Below are 17,206 nucleotides of genomic sequence, written 5' to 3'. Positions count from 1 at the left end.
GCACTTTTTACTGGTTTTAGTAATTGTTCATTAAATAAGCTTGTCAAACAGGGTTGCTTTCTTTATGTTCAAACAAAAAGGAGGATCGTAATGTCAAATATGGCAGAACACGCATTGTTCCATTGTCAAAAAAGTGAACAAGCACAAAGTGAAACGGAAGTGAGTTGCTTTGAGTGCACCAACTGTTTTCATCTTAGTAGCGAATGTTTAATTGATGTATGTCCCCATTGTGGCGAAGCATTAAAAGAACGTAGTTTACGACCTAGTGAATTACTTGAAACACAAGAAAGTCACTGTAGCCGTAATGTATCAAAAGACGATGGTACAGTATTTTACGACGACTCAAAAATAGCTTAATACTCAGTAGTAAATAAGCGACCATGTACCTTTATGGCGTATTCATCGGTCATTGATGAGATATAATCGCAAAGTTGACGGTAGCCAGTTTCGCCGTTTTCGAGTGCCGCTTGGTAAATTGTTTGACGAGTATGAGGTAACAACCTTAGCGGATCGCTGGCAAACGCGGCAAATAAATCGGAAATAATTTTTTGTCCTTTAAATTCAATTTGCTGCATTTCTGGATGGCGAATTACGTTACGAAACACAAATTGTTTTAACCCTTCAAGTAAAATAAATAACTCTTTTTCTAAATATACCGAATGATCGAGTAACGGGCTGTCAAATACGCCAAGCTTTTTCACTTTTGCCTGCGTAATAAATAAATTAACTAGTTCACCAATGACTTCTTTTAAATCGGCTTCATCGCGTGAGAACAGTTGGGCAGAAATTCGTGGTAAATTGGTTTTAAGCCAACCGTCTTCTAACTCACTCAAATGATTAGCTACAAACTCATGCCATTGATGCTGACTTACCATGCCCGTGGCAATCGCATCTTCTAAATCATGCACTCCGTACGCAATATCATCAGCTAATTCCATAATTGCACAATCGAGTGATTTATATTGGGTACGAGCAATGCCATTGGCGTTTTCAGCAAATGATGTAAATATGGTTTTGTCTGTATCTGAAAGCGGTGCTAATACCCAATCAAACACCGCGCTTTCTTCGCAATAAAGCCCTTTTGCGGGAAGCCAACGAGTAGAGTTGATAAATTTATCTGTGCCATCATCATGTGGAATTTTCCACAACGATTTGATCAGCTGTGGGTATTTTATAAAACCTAATAAAGTGCGGCGTGTTAGGTTCATACCGTAGCCTTTACTGTAAGGCTCTAGTTTAGCCACAATTCTAAGTGTTTGGGCGTTGCCCTCAAAACCACCGTGCGCACGCATCATGTAATTGAGAGCCGTTTCACCGCCGTGACCAAAAGGCGGGTGACCAATGTCATGTGCTAGTGATAACGTTTCGATAAGACTGCGACAAGGTAAGCATGCTGAAAATGATGCATTGCTCGGATTTGCTCTTAGTTGACCTAAAATACCACTGGCAATTTGTGCTACTTCGAGTGAATGGGTTAATCGGGTGCGATAAAAGTCATTTACGCCAATGCCCATAATTTGGGTTTTTGCTTGTAAACGCCTAAAAGCGGCTGCGTGAATAATGCGAGAGCGGTCTTTTTGATACGGGGAACGTTTATCGTCGGGACGATGTTTGTTTTCTTGATAACGTCTAGCCAGCCATTCTTCAGTCATAAATCCAGTTTAATCTACTTCTATCATAGTGTTATTTTAGACATAAATTGCAACAACTTAAAACACTATTAAGGTATAAGCTGTGCCATAGTTAAAGCTAGGGTGATATTTGGAGTGAGATTATGCCATTACCAATTTTGCTTGGCGTTTCAGCAGCTGCAGTGTTAGCAAATTCGTTTTATCGAAGTGAGATAGAAAAGCAAGATAAACAACGTAAGTTAGGTTTAAAGGCACGTAGTGCGGTCGGTCGCTATCCGTGCGATCATCTACCGAGTGAATTTCAAATAACACCGGAAATTGGCAGTATAGTGTGCTGTGGAGTATACAACGGGTTTATCCACACAGGCTTAGTAATTGACGATGATCTTGTGTTAGAGCTACATGGTTCTGGGTTATCGCGTGCCATTAGTTTCAAGCGCTTTTTACAAGACCGTAGTGGTCAGCATATTTTTGTTGCAACAGACACGCTCGCTAACCCAATCATATTTGATTTTGACCAAGAACACGTCGCTCGTCAGGTGTTTGCTTATCACGATTATCATGTGAGTAAACGCAATTGTTATTCACATTCTTGGTACTGCTTAACGGGTAAAATGACGCCGTTTGCGAGTTTCGAATTATTTAATAAAGCACTTAGTTCATTAGTGGGTCACAGTATTTATTGGGATAGGGCAAAGATTAAAAAGCTTACGTCCTAGTATGCATTAGTGTAGAATTGTTCCTTTTTTTAGACATTTCTAAACTACTTAAATTTTATATGAAGTTATTATTAAAACTAATTATAGTGTGTTTGTTTGGTTACATGTTGGTCGCTCCTTGGCTCACTGACTCTGACAAACAAGCCGAATCTAAAGATAAAACAACACAAGTAAAAAAAGTGGTTGTTGAAAAGCCGCTGCATAATGTGAAATTGCCTGATTTTGCGAAAATTCGTGATGTGAAAGCGCGCAAAAAAGCATTTTTTGATTTGTTGAAGCCACATGTAATCGCGGAAAACAAACGCATACTAAAGCAACGGGAAAAAATTGATTTAGCCTTAACCGAGCTAGAACTCGGCTTTGCCATTCCCGATGCACAAATCAAACCGTTAAAGAAAATTCTTGTTGAATATAAACTCGACGACACAGTTAACGAAGAAAACTTAACCCGTGCATTACGCCGTGTTGATATGATTCCACGTGCCATGGTGTTGACACAGGCAGCTAACGAATCAGGCTGGGGAACCTCGCGTTTTGCACGTATTGGCTTAAACTTCTTTGGCTTATGGTGTTTTAAAGAAGGCTGCGGCATGGTACCTAATAAGCGTAATGAAGGGCGTAGCCATGAAGTTGCGGCATTTAAAACACTTGAGCAAAGTGTGCGCGCCTATTTCAGAAACATTAATACGCACCCTGCATATCAACAACTTCGTGATCTAAGGCAAAGCAATCGCTACGACGAGCAGATTATACTAGCCGAGAAGTTATTGAATGGTCTTGGCAGCTACTCAGAACGCGGTCAGGCCTATATTGATGAACTAAATCACATGTTAATGACGAATCAAAGGTATTTCGGTGAATAAGATTTTAGTAGCGGCAGGCATTTTTGCATCAACACTTTCGTTAACGGCAAATGCGTCTGAATTTGTTGTCTCGTATGATGGCTTTTATGACCGTTTAAAAGTGATGTCGAAAGGGGATTACGCAAGCGCAGATGTTGGTTTTTATTTAATTAACCAAAACGCCAATCCCTGTACGATTGACAGCGGCAGTATTATTACTAAAACCAATGAATATCCACTTAATTATACGAAAACCAGCAAATTGCTGTTACCGTTTGACGAAACGCTCGATAAAGACAAAGCACTTATCGTGGTACAGCCAAAAGCGGGTGAGCAATGTCAGTTAAAATTGCAGATGGAATCAAGCCAAGATTACGGTGACAGCGTGTCGTTAAAACAAATGGCAAAGCTGCAAACTGAGTTTGATGATTTAATTGGCCGTTTGTCTGGTTTTTTTATGCGTACGTTGTTCTCGTTTATGATGCCAGAAGTGAAAGGTGTCACCTTAGTGTTTGATAACACAGTAGCTGCACCAATGGGCGCGGGCGATGAAATTAAGTGTAAGGACAATCGCTGTACAATTGAATCGCTTGATGTGGAAGGGGAAGACAAGCGTTTAACGTTTTCACAGCCAATTAAACAAGTGATCCCACATATCGCAAAATAATACCAATTCACTTGAGTAGCTGATCATCCTAGCGGACTAAATATCATGTTAACTGCGTTAGAATTTATCAATGTAGAACAACTACATAAGAAAAATTCCGCCTTGTTACCATTTCATATATCCAGCGCTATTCTTGATCACATACTTAACAGAATTGGTATAAGCGATTTATTCATTGTTAAAAACAAAAAAACCAGTTCATTTGAACTGGTTTTTTTATATTAACTTCGGCTTAATCTACCGTAACTAACTTAAGTGTATTTGTTGCACCAACAGTTTCCATCGCATCACCATGGGTCAAAATTACTTTATCACCAGATTGTAAATAGCCTTTGTTTACTAATGTCGCTAATGCTTGTTTTACCAATGAACCTGAATCGTATTCTGTTGAATCGAAATACACCGGATAAACACCACGATAAAGTGCTGTTTGACCAAGAGTGCGGTTATGGCGAGATAGCGAGTAAATTGGTAAACCAGAGCTAATACGCGACATTAATTTTGCCGTGCTACCCGATTCAGTTAATGCAACAAGTGCTTTTACAGAATCTAAGTGGTTTGCTGCGTACATTGCTGATAGTGCGATTGTTTCAGATGTATTTTCAAACATTGAATCTAAGCGGTGCTTAGAAATAGCAGTTTGTGGCTGAGACTCTGCACCTAAACAAACACGCGCCATAGTCTCAACTGTGATAGCAGGGTAGTCACCTGCTGCTGTTTCTGCTGATAACATTACCGCATCAGTGCCATCAAGTACGGCGTTTGCAACGTCCATTACTTCTGCACGAGTTGGCATTGGGTTATCAATCATTGATTCCATCATCTGCGTCGCAGTGATAACTGTGCGGTTTAGCGTACGTGCACGGCTGATAATTGCTTTTTGCTTACCAACAAGTGCCGCATCGCCAATTTCAACACCTAAGTCACCACGGGCAACCATAACGGCGTCAGATGCTAATACGATATCGTCAATCGCTTCTTCCGTTTCAACGGCTTCTGCACGTTCGATTTTTGCAAGTAGTTGCGCTTTTGAACCAGCAGCTTCTGCCAGTGAACGTACATAGCGCATATCATCGCCAGAACGAGGGAAAGAAACCGCAATGTAGTCAACGTCGATTTCAGTTGCAGTGATTAAATCTTCTTTGTCTTTATCTGTAAATGCTGGTGCGGTTAAACCACCACCTAAACGGTTGATACCTTTGTTGTTTGATAACACGCCACCAACAGTTACTGTGGTGTGCACTTTTTTACCAACAACTTCATCAACAGTTAATTGAATTAAGCCATCATTTAATAGCAATAAGTCACCCGATGACACATCTTGTGGTAACTCTTTATAATCAATACCTACACCATCGATGTCGCCTTGACCTTTTTCCATTTCAGCATCAAGAATAAACTTTGCGCCTACTGCTAAGTCAACTTTACCTTCTTTAAACGTTGAAACGCGGATTTTAGGGCCTTGTAAATCGGCAAGAATAGCGATGTGTGTATCTAATTTTTTAGCAATTTCACGTACTTTTGCTGCACGATCTTTATGATCTTGTGCGACGCCATGAGAGAAGTTTAGGCGTACTACATTGGCACCTGCTTTTATTACTTTTTCTAAATTATCGTCTCTATCTGTAGCAGGACCGAGTGTGGCAACGATTTTGGTACGTCTTGGCATTTAGTAGCTCCCGTTGGCTATTTCTATATATTCTTTGTATTACACAACAACTAAGCTAAAGAGGCTAGCTTAATATACTTGCTTTTTGTGTGGTTAGTAGATTATGACACCGGTGTCATGTTGGCGTCAACTGATTGCACACTAGATTTAGTATGAATAATATTTATGTAAATTTTATTATACGCCTTTTAAATTATCTTAATAGCCCTCAAAAAGGACATAAGTCCGCTGAAATCGGTCGTTAGACGATTGATATTCGGTAGAGAATTGAACAAATCGAGTAAAATTAAGGCCTAGCAAAGAAATTATATTCTATAATTTTTTTAATAATAAAATTGCATGCTGGTCGAAAAGCCATATAATGCGCGCCATTACCGCTTAACTAATCTAAAAATACAGTGTAAACATCGCACTGACTAAAATTTAGATTAGCAATGAATTCACACCTAACAGTTAGGAGATTTTATATGCAAGTCGCATTAGTTGGCTTAGGCGTTATGGGTAAGAACCTTGCCTTAAATTTAATTGAGAAAGGTTTAAATCTCGTCGCTTATGACAAAAACCCAGATGCAGGCGAAGATTTACTGAGCTTAGCGAAAAAAGAAGGGTTTGCCGAACGACTGCATATTGTAAGCGACTTATCCGATATGGTTCGTCGTCTTGAAACACCGCGTTCAATTTTACTTTTAGTACCAGCAGGCGAGTTGGTAGACAAAGTGTGTTCAGAATTAATCGAAGCGGGCGTTGATATTAACGATATTATTGTCGATTGCGGTAACAGTAATTATAAAGACGGTATTGCCCGTAAACTGAAATATCAAAATAAGTTTGAATTTGCCACTATGGGTATTTCGGGTGGTGCTGAAGGAGCGCGTCATGGTCCGGCTATGATGGCATCTGGCTCTGAAGGCGGTTGGGAACGCATTATTCCTTTCTTTGAAAAAGTAGCGGCAAGCCATAATGGCGAATCGTGCTTTGCTCGTGTTGGTCAATCGGCATCAGGTCATTTTGTAAAAATGGTTCACAACGGCATTGAATATGCGTTAATGCAGTTAATTGCTGAGGTATATCATTTACTGCGTTTAGGCTGCGGTAAATCAAATGATGAAATTGCAGCGCTTTTTGATACTTGGTCTGAAGGTGAACTAAACAGTTACCTACTGTCAATTTCAAGCCATATATTAAAGCTTAATTCGAGCGATAACACACCGATTGTTGATTTAATCGATAATAAAGTTGGTGCAAAAGGCACAGGCCTTTGGACTGCGCAAAATGCCCTTGAATTAGGTATTGCGGTACCGTCGTTAGTCGCAGCGGTTCAAGCTCGTCACTTAACCAATACGCAAGATACCCACGCAGCGTTAGAAATGACTTACGCAGCAAAGCAACCTGCGAAAGTAGACATTGATCTAGAAGATTTACGTAAAGCATTCCATTTAGCGAGCCTTTTATGTTACCGCCAAGGTTTAGCCTTGATTAAAGGTGCATCACGCTCACATCAGTGGAAGGTGGATTTAGCTAAAACGTTACAAACATGGCGTGCAGGCTGTATTATTCGTGCAGATTACTTAGATCAAATCGCAGAAGGTAACGGCTTTATTGATGGTTTAAATGATGAAGTGATCGCACTTCGCAACATTGCCGCTGACGCAGTAAGATCAGGCCTTGCGTTCCCAGTACTCGCAGCTACGCAAACTTACTATGCAACGCTTACAACACCAAGCAATGGTCATTTAGTACAAGCACAACGCGATTACTTTGGTGAGCATGGTATTAAAACGCATGAAGGCGAAACTTGTCATTTAACTGACTTAACTCACATAGATGCAAAAGTACGATAATGGATAAAAAATGGCAAACACACCTCACCGATGCACAAAAACATGTGTGCGTAGATGGGGGCACTGAATACCCATTTACGGGAGAATATAACGACTTCTTTGAGTCGGGTGATTATTACTGTGTTTGCTGTAATGCTTTGTTGTTTAAATCGGAAGATAAATTTCAATCTGGTTGTGGTTGGCCGGCTTTTAGTTTCAGTGAAAAAGAAAGTATTCGTTACTTACGTGATAGCTCACATGGCATGGAACGCATTGAAGTGCGTTGTAAGCAGTGTGATGCGCATCTTGGTCACGTATTTAATGATAGTCCGCCGCCTACGGGTACGCGCTATTGTATTAACTCAGTGTGTTTAGATTTTAAAGCAAAGTAATTACAAGTTAGTTAACAAAAAAGCGCCGTAGGGCGCTTTTTTACTGGCATATCACATCTACTCTAGCGAGTGAGTTCACCTTTTAGGTTGTCTTGCATTAAATGGCGTACCGTTTCAACTTCTAAGTTTTGACTAAGTAAGTAATGTAGTTTTGTAAGACAGGCTTCTAACGTCATATCGTAACCGCTAATTACGCCCGCATTTAATAGTGCGTTACCGGTTGCATAACCACCCATATTAACACTGCCTTGAATACATTGAGTAAGGTTGATAATTACTAACCCTGCTTGTGTTGCGCTACTAAATAATTCAAGCATTTCAGGGTTTTGAGGTGCATTACCTACACCAAAACTCAATAGTACAAGTGCTTTTAAAGAGTCTGTCATCATACTTTTAATCAGGTCGACAGAAATGCCTGGATACAAGTGCAATACGGCAATTTGCTGAGGCGTAATTTTAGTAACGTCCAGTTTATTGTTTAAACTTGGGCTTAATTGGCCGGCAATTAACTCAATATTAATGCCTACCTTAGCAAGCGGCGACATGTTAGGTGAACCAAAGGCAGCAAAACCATCCGCATGCATTTTAGTTGCACGGTTACCACGGTAAAGTTGATTATTGAAATATAAACTTACTTCACCGATAGGGTAATTAGCCGCAAGATACATTGCGTTGAGTAAGTTAACTTGACCGTCTGAGCGCAATTGCGATAGTGGAATTTGCGACCCAGTAACAATCACCGGTTTGGTTAAATTTTCCAACATAAAGGAGAGGGCAGATGCGGTATAGGCCATGGTATCGGTACCGTGTAGTACGACAAAACCGTCGTAATCTGCGTATTTTGCTTTAATATCATCGGCGATTTGCTGCCAATGCATCGGGCTCATATCAGATGAATCTATTAACGGGCAATACTCGTGAATATCAAATAATGGCATTTCTTCACGATTAAATTCAGCACTGGCTTTAACAGTTTGAGTAAGAAATCCTTCAGCTGGAATATAGCCTTTGCTTGATTTCTTCATACCTATGGTACCGCCTGTGTAGGCGATATATATTTTCTTTCGTTTCATAAAAATAGCCCGGTAGTTGTACCGGGCTATTATAGTGTAAAAGTTAGGGTATAAGTAGCGTTTAGTAGCTAACTGTACACACTAAACACTTAGCGTAAACACCATTTGGATCGTTAAACTGCTCTAAGCTTGATACCTGCTGTTTAAGACCATGAGCTGTTTGCATTATGCTGTTTTTAACTGGCGCGTAATCGTCTTTGCTAATGTACGCTGTAACAAATGCAGCCGCTTGAGATTCGCCAAAAATCTTTTGCACTAGCATTTCTTGCTCAGTTAGTTGATGCTCAATAGTGATAACATCGTACATCGATAAGCTAGCAAGCTCAGCTGCACGTTTAATTGCATCTTGTTTATTACCAAGGGCATCTACAAGGCCAAGCTCTTTTGCTTTTGTACCAATCCACACGCGACCTTGTGCTACTTTATCAACTTCGGCTTTATCCATGCCGCGCGCTTCAGATACAACCGTTAAGAAGCGGTCATACGCGCTTTCTACAGACATTTGAATAACGTCAGCGAGTTTTGGCTCAAGTGGGCGCAGCATAGAAAACGATGCCATATCGGTTGTTGCAACACCATCTGAATAAACACCTAACTTAGCGAGGGTCTTTTCAAATGTCATCATAGTACCGAATACACCGATTGAACCAGTGATAGTACTTGGCGCCGCCCAAATTTCATTAGCGTTTGCTGCAATCCAATAGCCGCCTGATGCAGCAACAGAGCCCATTGAGGCAATAACAGGTTTACCTGCGTCTTTTAACGCTAACACTTCTGCACGAATAATTTCAGATGCGAACATGCTACCGCCACCTGAATCAATACGTAGCACAACGGCTTTTACTTTGTCGTTTAAGCGAGCGCGACGCAGTAGTTTCGCTGTTGAATCACCACCAATTTCACCTGCTTTACGTTCGCCATCAACAATGTTTCCTTTTGCAACAACCACAGCAACTTTATCCGTAATTGGGTTTTCAATTGGGAACGGTGGTTTTAACGTTTTTAAGTATTTGTTAAATGCAATCTGTTTAAATGACTTACCTGATTCATTGCTGCCTACTTCTGCAATTAGCTTTTGGCGTAATGCCTCTTTGCTAACTAACTGGTCTACCCACTTATATTGCAATGCGAATTGACCTGAATGGCCATTAACCTTGGCAAACTTTTCTTTGTACGTTTCCATATCTTCGTCAAAGTTTGTTATTTCAAAACCACGGTGTGCTGCAACGTCTGTTTTATATTCAAGCCAAAGCGCGTCTAACCATGCTTTGTTTGCTTCTTTTGCAGCTTCTGACATGTTACTGCGGATTAGTGGCTCAACAGCTGACTTAAACGTACCAACGCGGAAAATATGCTGTGAAATTTCCAGCTTATCAATCGCCTCTTTAAAATAAAGCGGGTAAGTTGCATAACCTGAAATATCAACAGCGCCATATGGGTGCATTAAAATTTCATCGGCTTTACTGGCAATGTAATACTGCGCTTGCGAGTAATAGTCGCCGTATGCATATACTTTTTTGCCAGTTTCTTTGAACTTATCAAGCTGCGCTGCAATAGCCTTTAATTTATTAAGATGCGCGCCCTGCATTTTTTGTAGGTCGAGTAATAACAGCTTTATTTTTTTATCTTTTGCTGCGTACTTAATCGTCATCAAAATATCGTCAAGCAATACTTCAGGCGGCTCATCATTTGAACCCATAGAGTCATTAAGTGCTGCTTCTACAGGGTCTATGTATGTTTTCTCTTCAACAATATTGCCAGATAATGACAGTACTAGCGCAGAGTCTTGTTCAACAATAATTTCGTCTTCTGAACTCATAATTGATACAAACAGTGCAATTAGAATAAAGAAGAACAGAATGTTTAATACGAGGCGTCTTGAAAAATTTAAAATATTCCAAAAGCCTACAAATGCCTTTTTAACCAAAATCCTATCCTATATATAGATTTATCATCTATTACCATCTTAACTTACTTTTTAGGCAAACTTAAATGAAAAACGTAACTAAGTGTTTAGCTAAAAAGTTTAGATAAAACGTTATAGTTAGTGAGTAAGTTAAGAGATCACTTTGGACAAGCTTGAGTTAACTGGTTAAACCAGTTAAAGTGCTTGAGGTATGACCAGTAGAGTAAGTAGCAAGTATGTTAGAACAAGAATTAAAACTGAAAAACAATTCACTACGAAATCGCCTTGTAATGGGCTCAATGCACACCGGTTTAGAAGAAGGTGTTTGGAACATAAAGCGCTTAAAAGCGTTTTATGAGGCACGCGCAAAAGGCGGTGTTGGTTTAATTATTACAGGGGGCTTTAGCCCAAACTTGGTTGGTAAATTAACGCCAATCTCGTCGTCATTTAATACGTTTTTTGATGTGTTAAAGCATCGCCCAGTAACCAAAGCGGTGCACGAACACGGTGGTAAAATTTGCTTACAACTGCTTCATGCAGGACGATATGCCTATCACCCATTTAATCAAGCGCCAAGCGCAATTAAGGCGCCAATTAACCCATATAAGCCAAAAGAAATGTCGCTTAGCAATATTCAAAGCACGGTTAAGTCATTTGCTAAATCGGCTCGACTTGCAGAGCGTGCAGGCTATGATGGCGTTGAAATCATGGGGTCAGAAGGTTATTTAATTAATGAATTTATGGCTCCGCGTACCAACAAACGCACCGATAAATACGGTGGTTCAAACGAAAACCGTATGCGTCTTGCAAAAGAAATTGTTGAAGCTGTGCGCCGAGAAGTAAGCGATAAGTTTATTATTGTATTCCGAATTTCGGTAATGGATTTAGTGGAAGAAGGTTCAACCCAAGATGAAGTGATTGAACAAGCAAAGGTGTTAGAAAAAGCGGGTGTTGATATTTTTAACACCGGTATTGGCTGGCATGAAGCGCGTGTTCCAACCATTGCCAGTATGGTACCGCAAGGTGCGTTTGTTGAAGCAACCGAAATGCTAAAACAGCATGTATCTATTCCATGTGTTGCGGTAAACCGTATCAATACGCCAGACCTTGCTAATTCAATCTTAACTAATAAATCTGCCGATTTAATCTCAATGGCAAGACCGTTACTGGCAGACCCAGATTTCTTTAATAAATACGTTGAAAACAAAAGCGACAACATTAATGTGTGTATTGCGTGTAACCAAGGGTGTTTAGATAACGTATTCAAAGGTAAACGCGCCACATGTCTTGTCAATCCGCGCGCAGGTTTTGAACTAGATTATTCATTAGAACCTACAACTAATGCTAAAAATGTACTGGTTGTCGGTGGTGGGCCAGCAGGCTTAGCGGCAAGTTGCTATTTAGCTGAGAAAGGGCACAAAGTGACGTTAATTGAGCGCTCAAAGCACTTGGGTGGTCAGTTTAATTTAGCGATGCGTGTGCCGGGTAAAGAAGACTTTAACTATACCCTTGATTACTTTAAATCAGAGCTAGCTAAGTTAAAGGTAAATGTTCAGCTTGAAACTGCGTTTGAAGATAGCATGTACGAACAATACGACAATCTGGTATTTGCTACCGGAGTTCGCCCGCGTGAAGCGTCATTTGCGTTAAAAGATGGCAGAACCTTGCTTGCGTATGATGAAGTTATCCGTGGCGAAGTAGAAATTGGCAAAGATGTCGTTATTTTGGGTGCCGGCGGTATTGGTTTTGATATGGTTGCGTTTTTAGCTGAAAAAGCGAATAAGTCAGTTGACGAATTCAAGCAGCAATGGGCAATTAATGTCGAAGGGCATCAACATCACATTCCACACAATATTACTATGTTAAAGCGCAGTCCAGGTCGTTTTGGTAGCGACCTAGGTAAAACGACAGGTTGGATCCACCGTGCGGTAGCGAAGCAACAAAATGTACAGCAGATCAGTGGTTGTAATTATGTTGAATTGAATAAAGACGGTCTCGTTATCGAGGTAGATGGTAAACAACAAACTATTCCATGTGATTCGGTGATCACCTGTATTGGCCAAGTGTCTAATACCAATACCTTTGAATCACAACTCGAAAATGGAAAATATGCGTCTAAAATTGATGTGATCGGTGGCGCAAAATTGGCCTCAGCAATCGATGCAAAACGCGCAATTTTTGAAGCGCTGCAAGTTGCTCGAAAAATTTAGTGAATAAATAACTGTGTTTTACCGGTCTTTAATTTAGTTATAAAAATTAGAGGTCGGTATGACACTGCTTAATCACTATCAAACATTAATTCAAAAAAGCCAGATCTTCTCTGGTATTCCATTTTTACTGTTCCGCTTAATTCTCGCACCTGTCATGATCATTGCAGGTTACAGTAAGCTCGGTATGAGCGAAAACCCTGCTAGTTTTTTCGAAGCCATTACAGCGTTACCTAGCGTTGTTTCATGGTTTGGTAATAGCGAATGGGGATTAGGCTTACCAATGCCGGGGTTATTGGCATTTTTAGCTGGGTGGACAGAGTTTTTGGGTGGGTGGTTGATTCTAATTGGCTTATTTACCCGCGCCGTTGCGATTCCATTAGCGTTTACTATGGTTGTCGCGATTACCACGGTGCATTGGCACAATGGTTGGTTTTCAATTACCCCAACAAATAGTGAAACCAGTGCCGCAAAAGTATTGGATTGGCTAGCTATTCCTGGTGCAAAGGCCAGTTTAGAAAATTCCAAAGCAGCACAAGAGCGATTGAACAAGATGCGCGAGATCCTTGATGAACATGGATTTACAGAATACTTGTATGAAACCGGTAAACCCGTTGTGTTAAATAACGGTATTGAGTTTGGTTTTATTTATTTTGCGATGTTGTTGAGCTTATTTTTTAATGGCGGCGGCAGATACGTCAGCCTCGATTATTGGCTTGCGCGCAAGTTTTTACGAAACACCCAGCAAGATAGCTAGCCCATCGGTGCGTTAAACTCTTTTCTTTTCAGTGCAGTTTGTTAAGCTTGGCAAAAAACTAACTTGTCAGCTTAATGAACGCATTAGAACTCTTATTAGAACGTCAATCAGACAGTAAACTTACTACACCAGGCCCAACAACAGAGCAGTTGGATATTATTAAACAAGCAGCGCTTCGCGCGCCAGATCATGCAGCGCTTAAGCCATGGCAGTTTATTCTTGTTGAAGGTGATGCCCGTGAGAAACTTGGCGAAATCTATTATCAAGCCGCATTGAACAACAACGCCGATGACACCGTATTAGCGCGTGCTAAAGAGCTGCCTTTGCGTGCACCGCTTATTATTATTTGTATTGCTAAGTATAAGCCTCATGACAAGGTGCCAAGAATCGAGCAGGTACAATCAGCAGGGTGTGCGGTAATGGCTATGCAACAAGCGGCATTTGCGCAAGGGCTTGCCGGTGTATGGCGCACGGGTACTTATGCACAAGACGACTATGTAAAACAAGCGCTTAATCTTGCTCCAGAAGATGAATTAGTTGGCTTTTTGTATCTTGGCAGCAAAGTAAACGATTTTAAAAAGTCGCGAAATATCGACGTTAATGATTTTTTCACAAGCTTGTAGGAGCATCATGCTAGGACCGATTACCACAGGCATTGATGATAAAACATTATCTCAAGAAGAGCTTGAACTATTAGCGCACCCATTAGTGGGCGGCGTAATTTTGTTTTCCCGTAACTTTGAAAATATCGAGCAACTGTGCGCGCTAACAAAACACATTAAAACCATCAATCCAGCACTATTAATTTCAGTTGATCATGAAGGCGGTCGTGTACAGCGTTTTCGTGACGGGTTTACTGAATTGCCAAGTATGTCGGATGCATTTATGTTTGCTAATAACGGCTTAAATGACATTGGCTGGACACTTGCTGCAGAGTTGCTTGCCTGTCAAATTGATTTCTCGTACGCCCCTTGTGTTGACGTGAATGGTATTTCACAAGTGGTTGGCAATCGTGCTTTTTCGTCTGAACCCATGGATGTAATCAATGGCGCGAAAGCGCTGATTGGTGGTTTACACAGTGCAGGTATGAAATCGGTTATTAAGCATTTTCCGGGTCACGGCTCGGTCGGTCCAGATTCGCACATTGCGATGCCGAAAGATGATCGTAGTTTTAGAGAGATAAGTCAGTTTGATTTACTGCCGTTTAAAGCGTTAATTGATTTAGGCATTGCGGATGCAGTGATGCCCGCGCACGTGATCTACTCTGAAGTTGATGAAAATCCAGCGTGTTTTTCGCCATTTTGGTTGCAAAAGGTGTTACGACAGCAGCTTGGTTTTAACGGCCCTGTGATATCTGACGATATGGGAATGCAAGGCGCAGTGCAAGTGGGGGATTATGTCACCCGAGTGACAAAAGCCTTGCAAGCCGGGTGCGATAACGCACTACTGTGCAATGAAAAAGAAGGACTTTACCAAGTACTTGATGGGCTTTCTGTAGCAGATTTTCAAGAACACGGTTCACGTATGAAGGTGTTTCATCAAAAGCGTTATCCAAGTTGGGATGATGTGAAACGTGATGCACGATGGCAAAATTGCCAAAAACTGATAAAAAGTTAACCTACAAATAATATGAATAACAATAATAAACATATTTTGATTGGGGTTGTTTTGTGCCTGGTTGCTTATTTAGCATCACGATATTTATGGCTGCAACCCGATACCATTTCCTTTACCTTAGCAATTACCGTTATTACCGCCTATTTTTGGGTGACTGAGGCACTACCAATACCGCTTACGTCGGTCATACCGATAGGTTTGTTTCCATTTGTTGGCGTATTAACGCACCAGCAAGCAGCATCATCGCTAGGTTCACACGTTATTGTATTGTTGATGGGCGCGTTTATGTTAGCGGTGGGAATTGAAAAATCTGGCGTTCATCGACGCATTGCATTTGCCATTTTGAAAGTCATTGGTGGCGACAGCGCACTTCGCATTATTTTTGCCATTATGGCAACTAGCAGCATTTTGTCTATGTGGATTTCAAACACCGCGACAGTCGTTGCGTTGCTCCCTGTGGTGCTCGCGATTTGCGCATCAACCGATGATAATCGATTTAAAATCGCCTTATTGCTAGGGCTGGCATATTCGGCGTCGTTGGGTGGGGTAGGAACACTGATTGGTACGCCACCAAATGTGATTTTTGCGTCGGTTTATGAAGAGTTTGCTGGCGAGGAATACGGTTTTATTCGCTGGATGAAAGTAACCGTGCCGATTATTGTGATTTCAATTCCATTAATGGCGCTATGGCTTGCCCGTGGCATTCGTTTATCGTCGGCTATTCATCTGCCTAAGTGCGATGGTTGGAGCATTGCAGAAAAACGCGTGTTAGTGATTTTTGCACTGGTTGCGCTACTTTGGGTATTTCGTAAAGAACCACTTGGCGGCTGGTCACAGATGCTTGATATTAATACCGTAGGGGATTCGTCGGTTGCCTTGTTAGGTGTTCTTGCAATGGCAATAACCAGTAATGGCAAAGGGGGTCGTATTCTCGAATGGCAGGACGCGAAAGAAATCCCATGGGGCATGCTGCTGTTATTTGCCGGTGGTATTTGTATTGCTAAAGCGTTTGTTTCAAGCGGATTAAGTGAGTTACTCGGTCAGTTTTTTGTGGCATTGGGTACGTTACCTGTACTACTTAGTTTGTTTGCATTGGCGATAGGCGTCTCGTTCTTAACTGAAATTACCTCTAACACCGCAACAGCGACACTTATGATGCCAATTATCGCAAGTGCTGCCATTGCACTTAATTTACCAATTGAACTATTAATGATCCCTGTGGTGATTAGCTGCTCGTGTGCATTTTGTTTACCGGTTGCAACGGCACCTAATTCAATTGTTTTTGCTAGTGGCGAAGTGTCAATTAAAGATATGGCAAAACAAGGCGTTGCACTCAATGTTTTAGTTGCGTCAATCGTTGCGTTAGTGAGTTTTTATTTCTTGACATAAAGCTAAAATGGGCTATTTAAAAACTGTTCGTTTTTTGTTAAGGTGATGTATTAACAACCAATTTAATCCATCAAAATAATAAAAGGCGCAGTTATGAATAACTTGTTTTTGCGCGAAAAAGAAAGTTGGTCAATATGGCTTATGTGGGGAGTCGTTTCAGCGATTGCTGTGTATATAACAGCAACGCAAACAAATGATTTTAGTCATATTGTCTTTATTAAGCTTGGCGTTTTTTCGCTACTGACTTGGTATATGACGTATTTGAAACGGTTTTCGTTTTGGCGTGCGATGAAAATTTCGCTTGTGGTGTTTTCGATTGCAATAACACCGGTATTATTTTTTAATTTTGAAGCGGTTAGCTTACTAAAAAATGCAGATATTGCGATAAAAGTGGGGCTTTTATCACTGGTAACGGTTATTTTTAGCTTAGTTTGTTCGTTAATTGCGCGTCAGCCAAAAGAATATTACTAAATATTAAATTTTTACTTTACAACGTGATACGAACTCATTATTATGC

At 40.7% G+C, this 17,206-nt stretch carries 16 protein-coding genes; 12 read left to right on the top strand and 4 right to left on the bottom strand.

Annotation, left to right across the window (positions count from 1 at the left end; all coding sequences use genetic code 11):
* The first annotated feature begins 90 nt into the window (after nucleotides 1–90).
* Nucleotides 91–357, top strand: coding sequence for a DUF1272 domain-containing protein (locus PSPO_RS07840; protein ID WP_010559985.1), 267 nt, complete (start codon nucleotides 91–93; stop codon nucleotides 355–357).
* Here the strand turns inward: PSPO_RS07840 and PSPO_RS07835 are convergent.
* Entirely contained in the window at nucleotides 354–1,652 is a 1,299-nt protein-coding gene (locus PSPO_RS07835; protein ID WP_010559986.1) for an anti-phage deoxyguanosine triphosphatase, read from the bottom strand. The genes PSPO_RS07840 and PSPO_RS07835 overlap by 4 nt on opposite strands.
* A 122-nt stretch (nucleotides 1,653–1,774) precedes the next feature.
* Between PSPO_RS07835 and PSPO_RS07830 the strand changes: the two genes are divergently transcribed.
* From PSPO_RS07830 to PSPO_RS07820, 3 genes are read left to right on the top strand one after another with little or no spacing between them, the layout of a single operon-like run.
* Nucleotides 1,775–2,350, top strand: a complete 576-nt coding sequence (locus PSPO_RS07830; RefSeq protein WP_010559987.1) for a hypothetical protein — start codon at nucleotides 1,775–1,777, stop codon at nucleotides 2,348–2,350.
* Nucleotides 2,351–2,409: 59 nt separating this feature from the next.
* Nucleotides 2,410–3,213 carry a glucosaminidase domain-containing protein gene (locus PSPO_RS07825; protein WP_010559988.1) on the top strand — a complete coding sequence of 268 codons (804 nt, stop codon included), beginning with the start codon at nucleotides 2,410–2,412 and terminating at the stop codon, nucleotides 3,211–3,213.
* The gene (locus tag PSPO_RS07820; RefSeq protein WP_010559989.1) at nucleotides 3,206–3,859 is read left to right on the top strand and encodes a DUF2987 domain-containing protein; all 654 of its coding nucleotides are present in this window, start codon (nucleotides 3,206–3,208) and stop codon (nucleotides 3,857–3,859) included. The genes PSPO_RS07825 and PSPO_RS07820 overlap by 8 nt, the downstream gene beginning before the upstream one ends.
* Before the next feature lie 232 nt (nucleotides 3,860–4,091).
* Here PSPO_RS07820 and pyk read toward each other — a convergent pair whose 3' ends face one another.
* A complete protein-coding gene (pyk, locus tag PSPO_RS07810) occupies nucleotides 4,092–5,528 on the bottom strand; it encodes a pyruvate kinase (RefSeq protein WP_010559990.1) in 1,437 nt (478 codons plus the stop codon).
* Nucleotides 5,529–5,995: 467 nt separating this feature from the next.
* Here pyk and gndA point away from each other — a divergent pair, with 467 nt between their 5' ends.
* Together gndA and msrB are read left to right on the top strand one after the other, a co-directional pair.
* Entirely contained in the window at nucleotides 5,996–7,369 is a 1,374-nt protein-coding gene (gndA, locus tag PSPO_RS07805) for an NADP-dependent phosphogluconate dehydrogenase (protein WP_010559991.1), read from the top strand.
* The gene (gene msrB / locus PSPO_RS07800; protein ID WP_010559992.1) at nucleotides 7,369–7,740 is read left to right on the top strand and encodes a peptide-methionine (R)-S-oxide reductase MsrB; all 372 of its coding nucleotides are present in this window, start codon (nucleotides 7,369–7,371) and stop codon (nucleotides 7,738–7,740) included. The genes gndA and msrB overlap by 1 nt, the downstream gene beginning before the upstream one ends.
* Nucleotides 7,741–7,802: 62 nt before the next feature.
* Here msrB and ansA read toward each other — a convergent pair whose 3' ends face one another.
* Nucleotides 7,803–8,813, bottom strand: a complete 1,011-nt coding sequence (ansA, locus tag PSPO_RS07795; protein WP_010559993.1) for an asparaginase — start codon at nucleotides 8,811–8,813, stop codon at nucleotides 7,803–7,805.
* A 61-nt stretch (nucleotides 8,814–8,874) separates the two neighbouring features.
* A complete protein-coding gene (sppA, locus tag PSPO_RS07790; RefSeq protein WP_010559994.1) occupies nucleotides 8,875–10,740 on the bottom strand; it encodes a signal peptide peptidase SppA in 1,866 nt (621 codons plus the stop codon).
* A 215-nt stretch (nucleotides 10,741–10,955) separates the two neighbouring features.
* On the opposite strand from sppA, the gene PSPO_RS07785 reads away from it, so the two are divergent.
* The 6 genes from PSPO_RS07785 (at nucleotide 10,956) to PSPO_RS07760 (ending at nucleotide 17,160) form a co-directional block, all read left to right on the top strand.
* Complete coding sequence (locus tag PSPO_RS07785; protein ID WP_010559995.1) at nucleotides 10,956–12,929, top strand: FAD-dependent oxidoreductase; 1,974 nt, start codon at nucleotides 10,956–10,958, stop codon at nucleotides 12,927–12,929.
* A gap of 58 nt (nucleotides 12,930–12,987) precedes the next feature.
* Nucleotides 12,988–13,683, top strand: coding sequence for an HvfX family Cu-binding RiPP maturation protein (locus PSPO_RS07780; RefSeq protein ID WP_010559996.1), 696 nt, complete (start codon nucleotides 12,988–12,990; stop codon nucleotides 13,681–13,683).
* Between the two features lie 74 nt (nucleotides 13,684–13,757).
* Nucleotides 13,758–14,306, top strand: a complete 549-nt coding sequence (locus PSPO_RS07775) for an NAD(P)H nitroreductase (RefSeq protein ID WP_010559997.1) — start codon at nucleotides 13,758–13,760, stop codon at nucleotides 14,304–14,306.
* A gap of 7 nt (nucleotides 14,307–14,313) precedes the next feature.
* Complete coding sequence (gene nagZ / locus PSPO_RS07770; protein WP_010559998.1) at nucleotides 14,314–15,300, top strand: beta-N-acetylhexosaminidase; 987 nt, start codon at nucleotides 14,314–14,316, stop codon at nucleotides 15,298–15,300.
* Between the two features lie 12 nt (nucleotides 15,301–15,312).
* The gene (locus PSPO_RS07765) at nucleotides 15,313–16,689 is read left to right on the top strand and encodes an SLC13 family permease (RefSeq protein ID WP_010559999.1); all 1,377 of its coding nucleotides are present in this window, start codon (nucleotides 15,313–15,315) and stop codon (nucleotides 16,687–16,689) included.
* A 93-nt stretch (nucleotides 16,690–16,782) separates the two neighbouring features.
* Complete coding sequence (locus PSPO_RS07760; RefSeq protein WP_010560000.1) at nucleotides 16,783–17,160, top strand: hypothetical protein; 378 nt, start codon at nucleotides 16,783–16,785, stop codon at nucleotides 17,158–17,160.
* Nucleotides 17,161–17,206: the final 46 nt, after the last annotated feature.

The organism is Pseudoalteromonas spongiae UST010723-006, assembly GCF_000238255.3.
GTDB classification, from domain to species: domain Bacteria; phylum Pseudomonadota; class Gammaproteobacteria; order Enterobacterales; family Alteromonadaceae; genus Pseudoalteromonas; species Pseudoalteromonas spongiae.
This window is presented reverse-complemented; position numbering and strand designations above follow the sequence as displayed.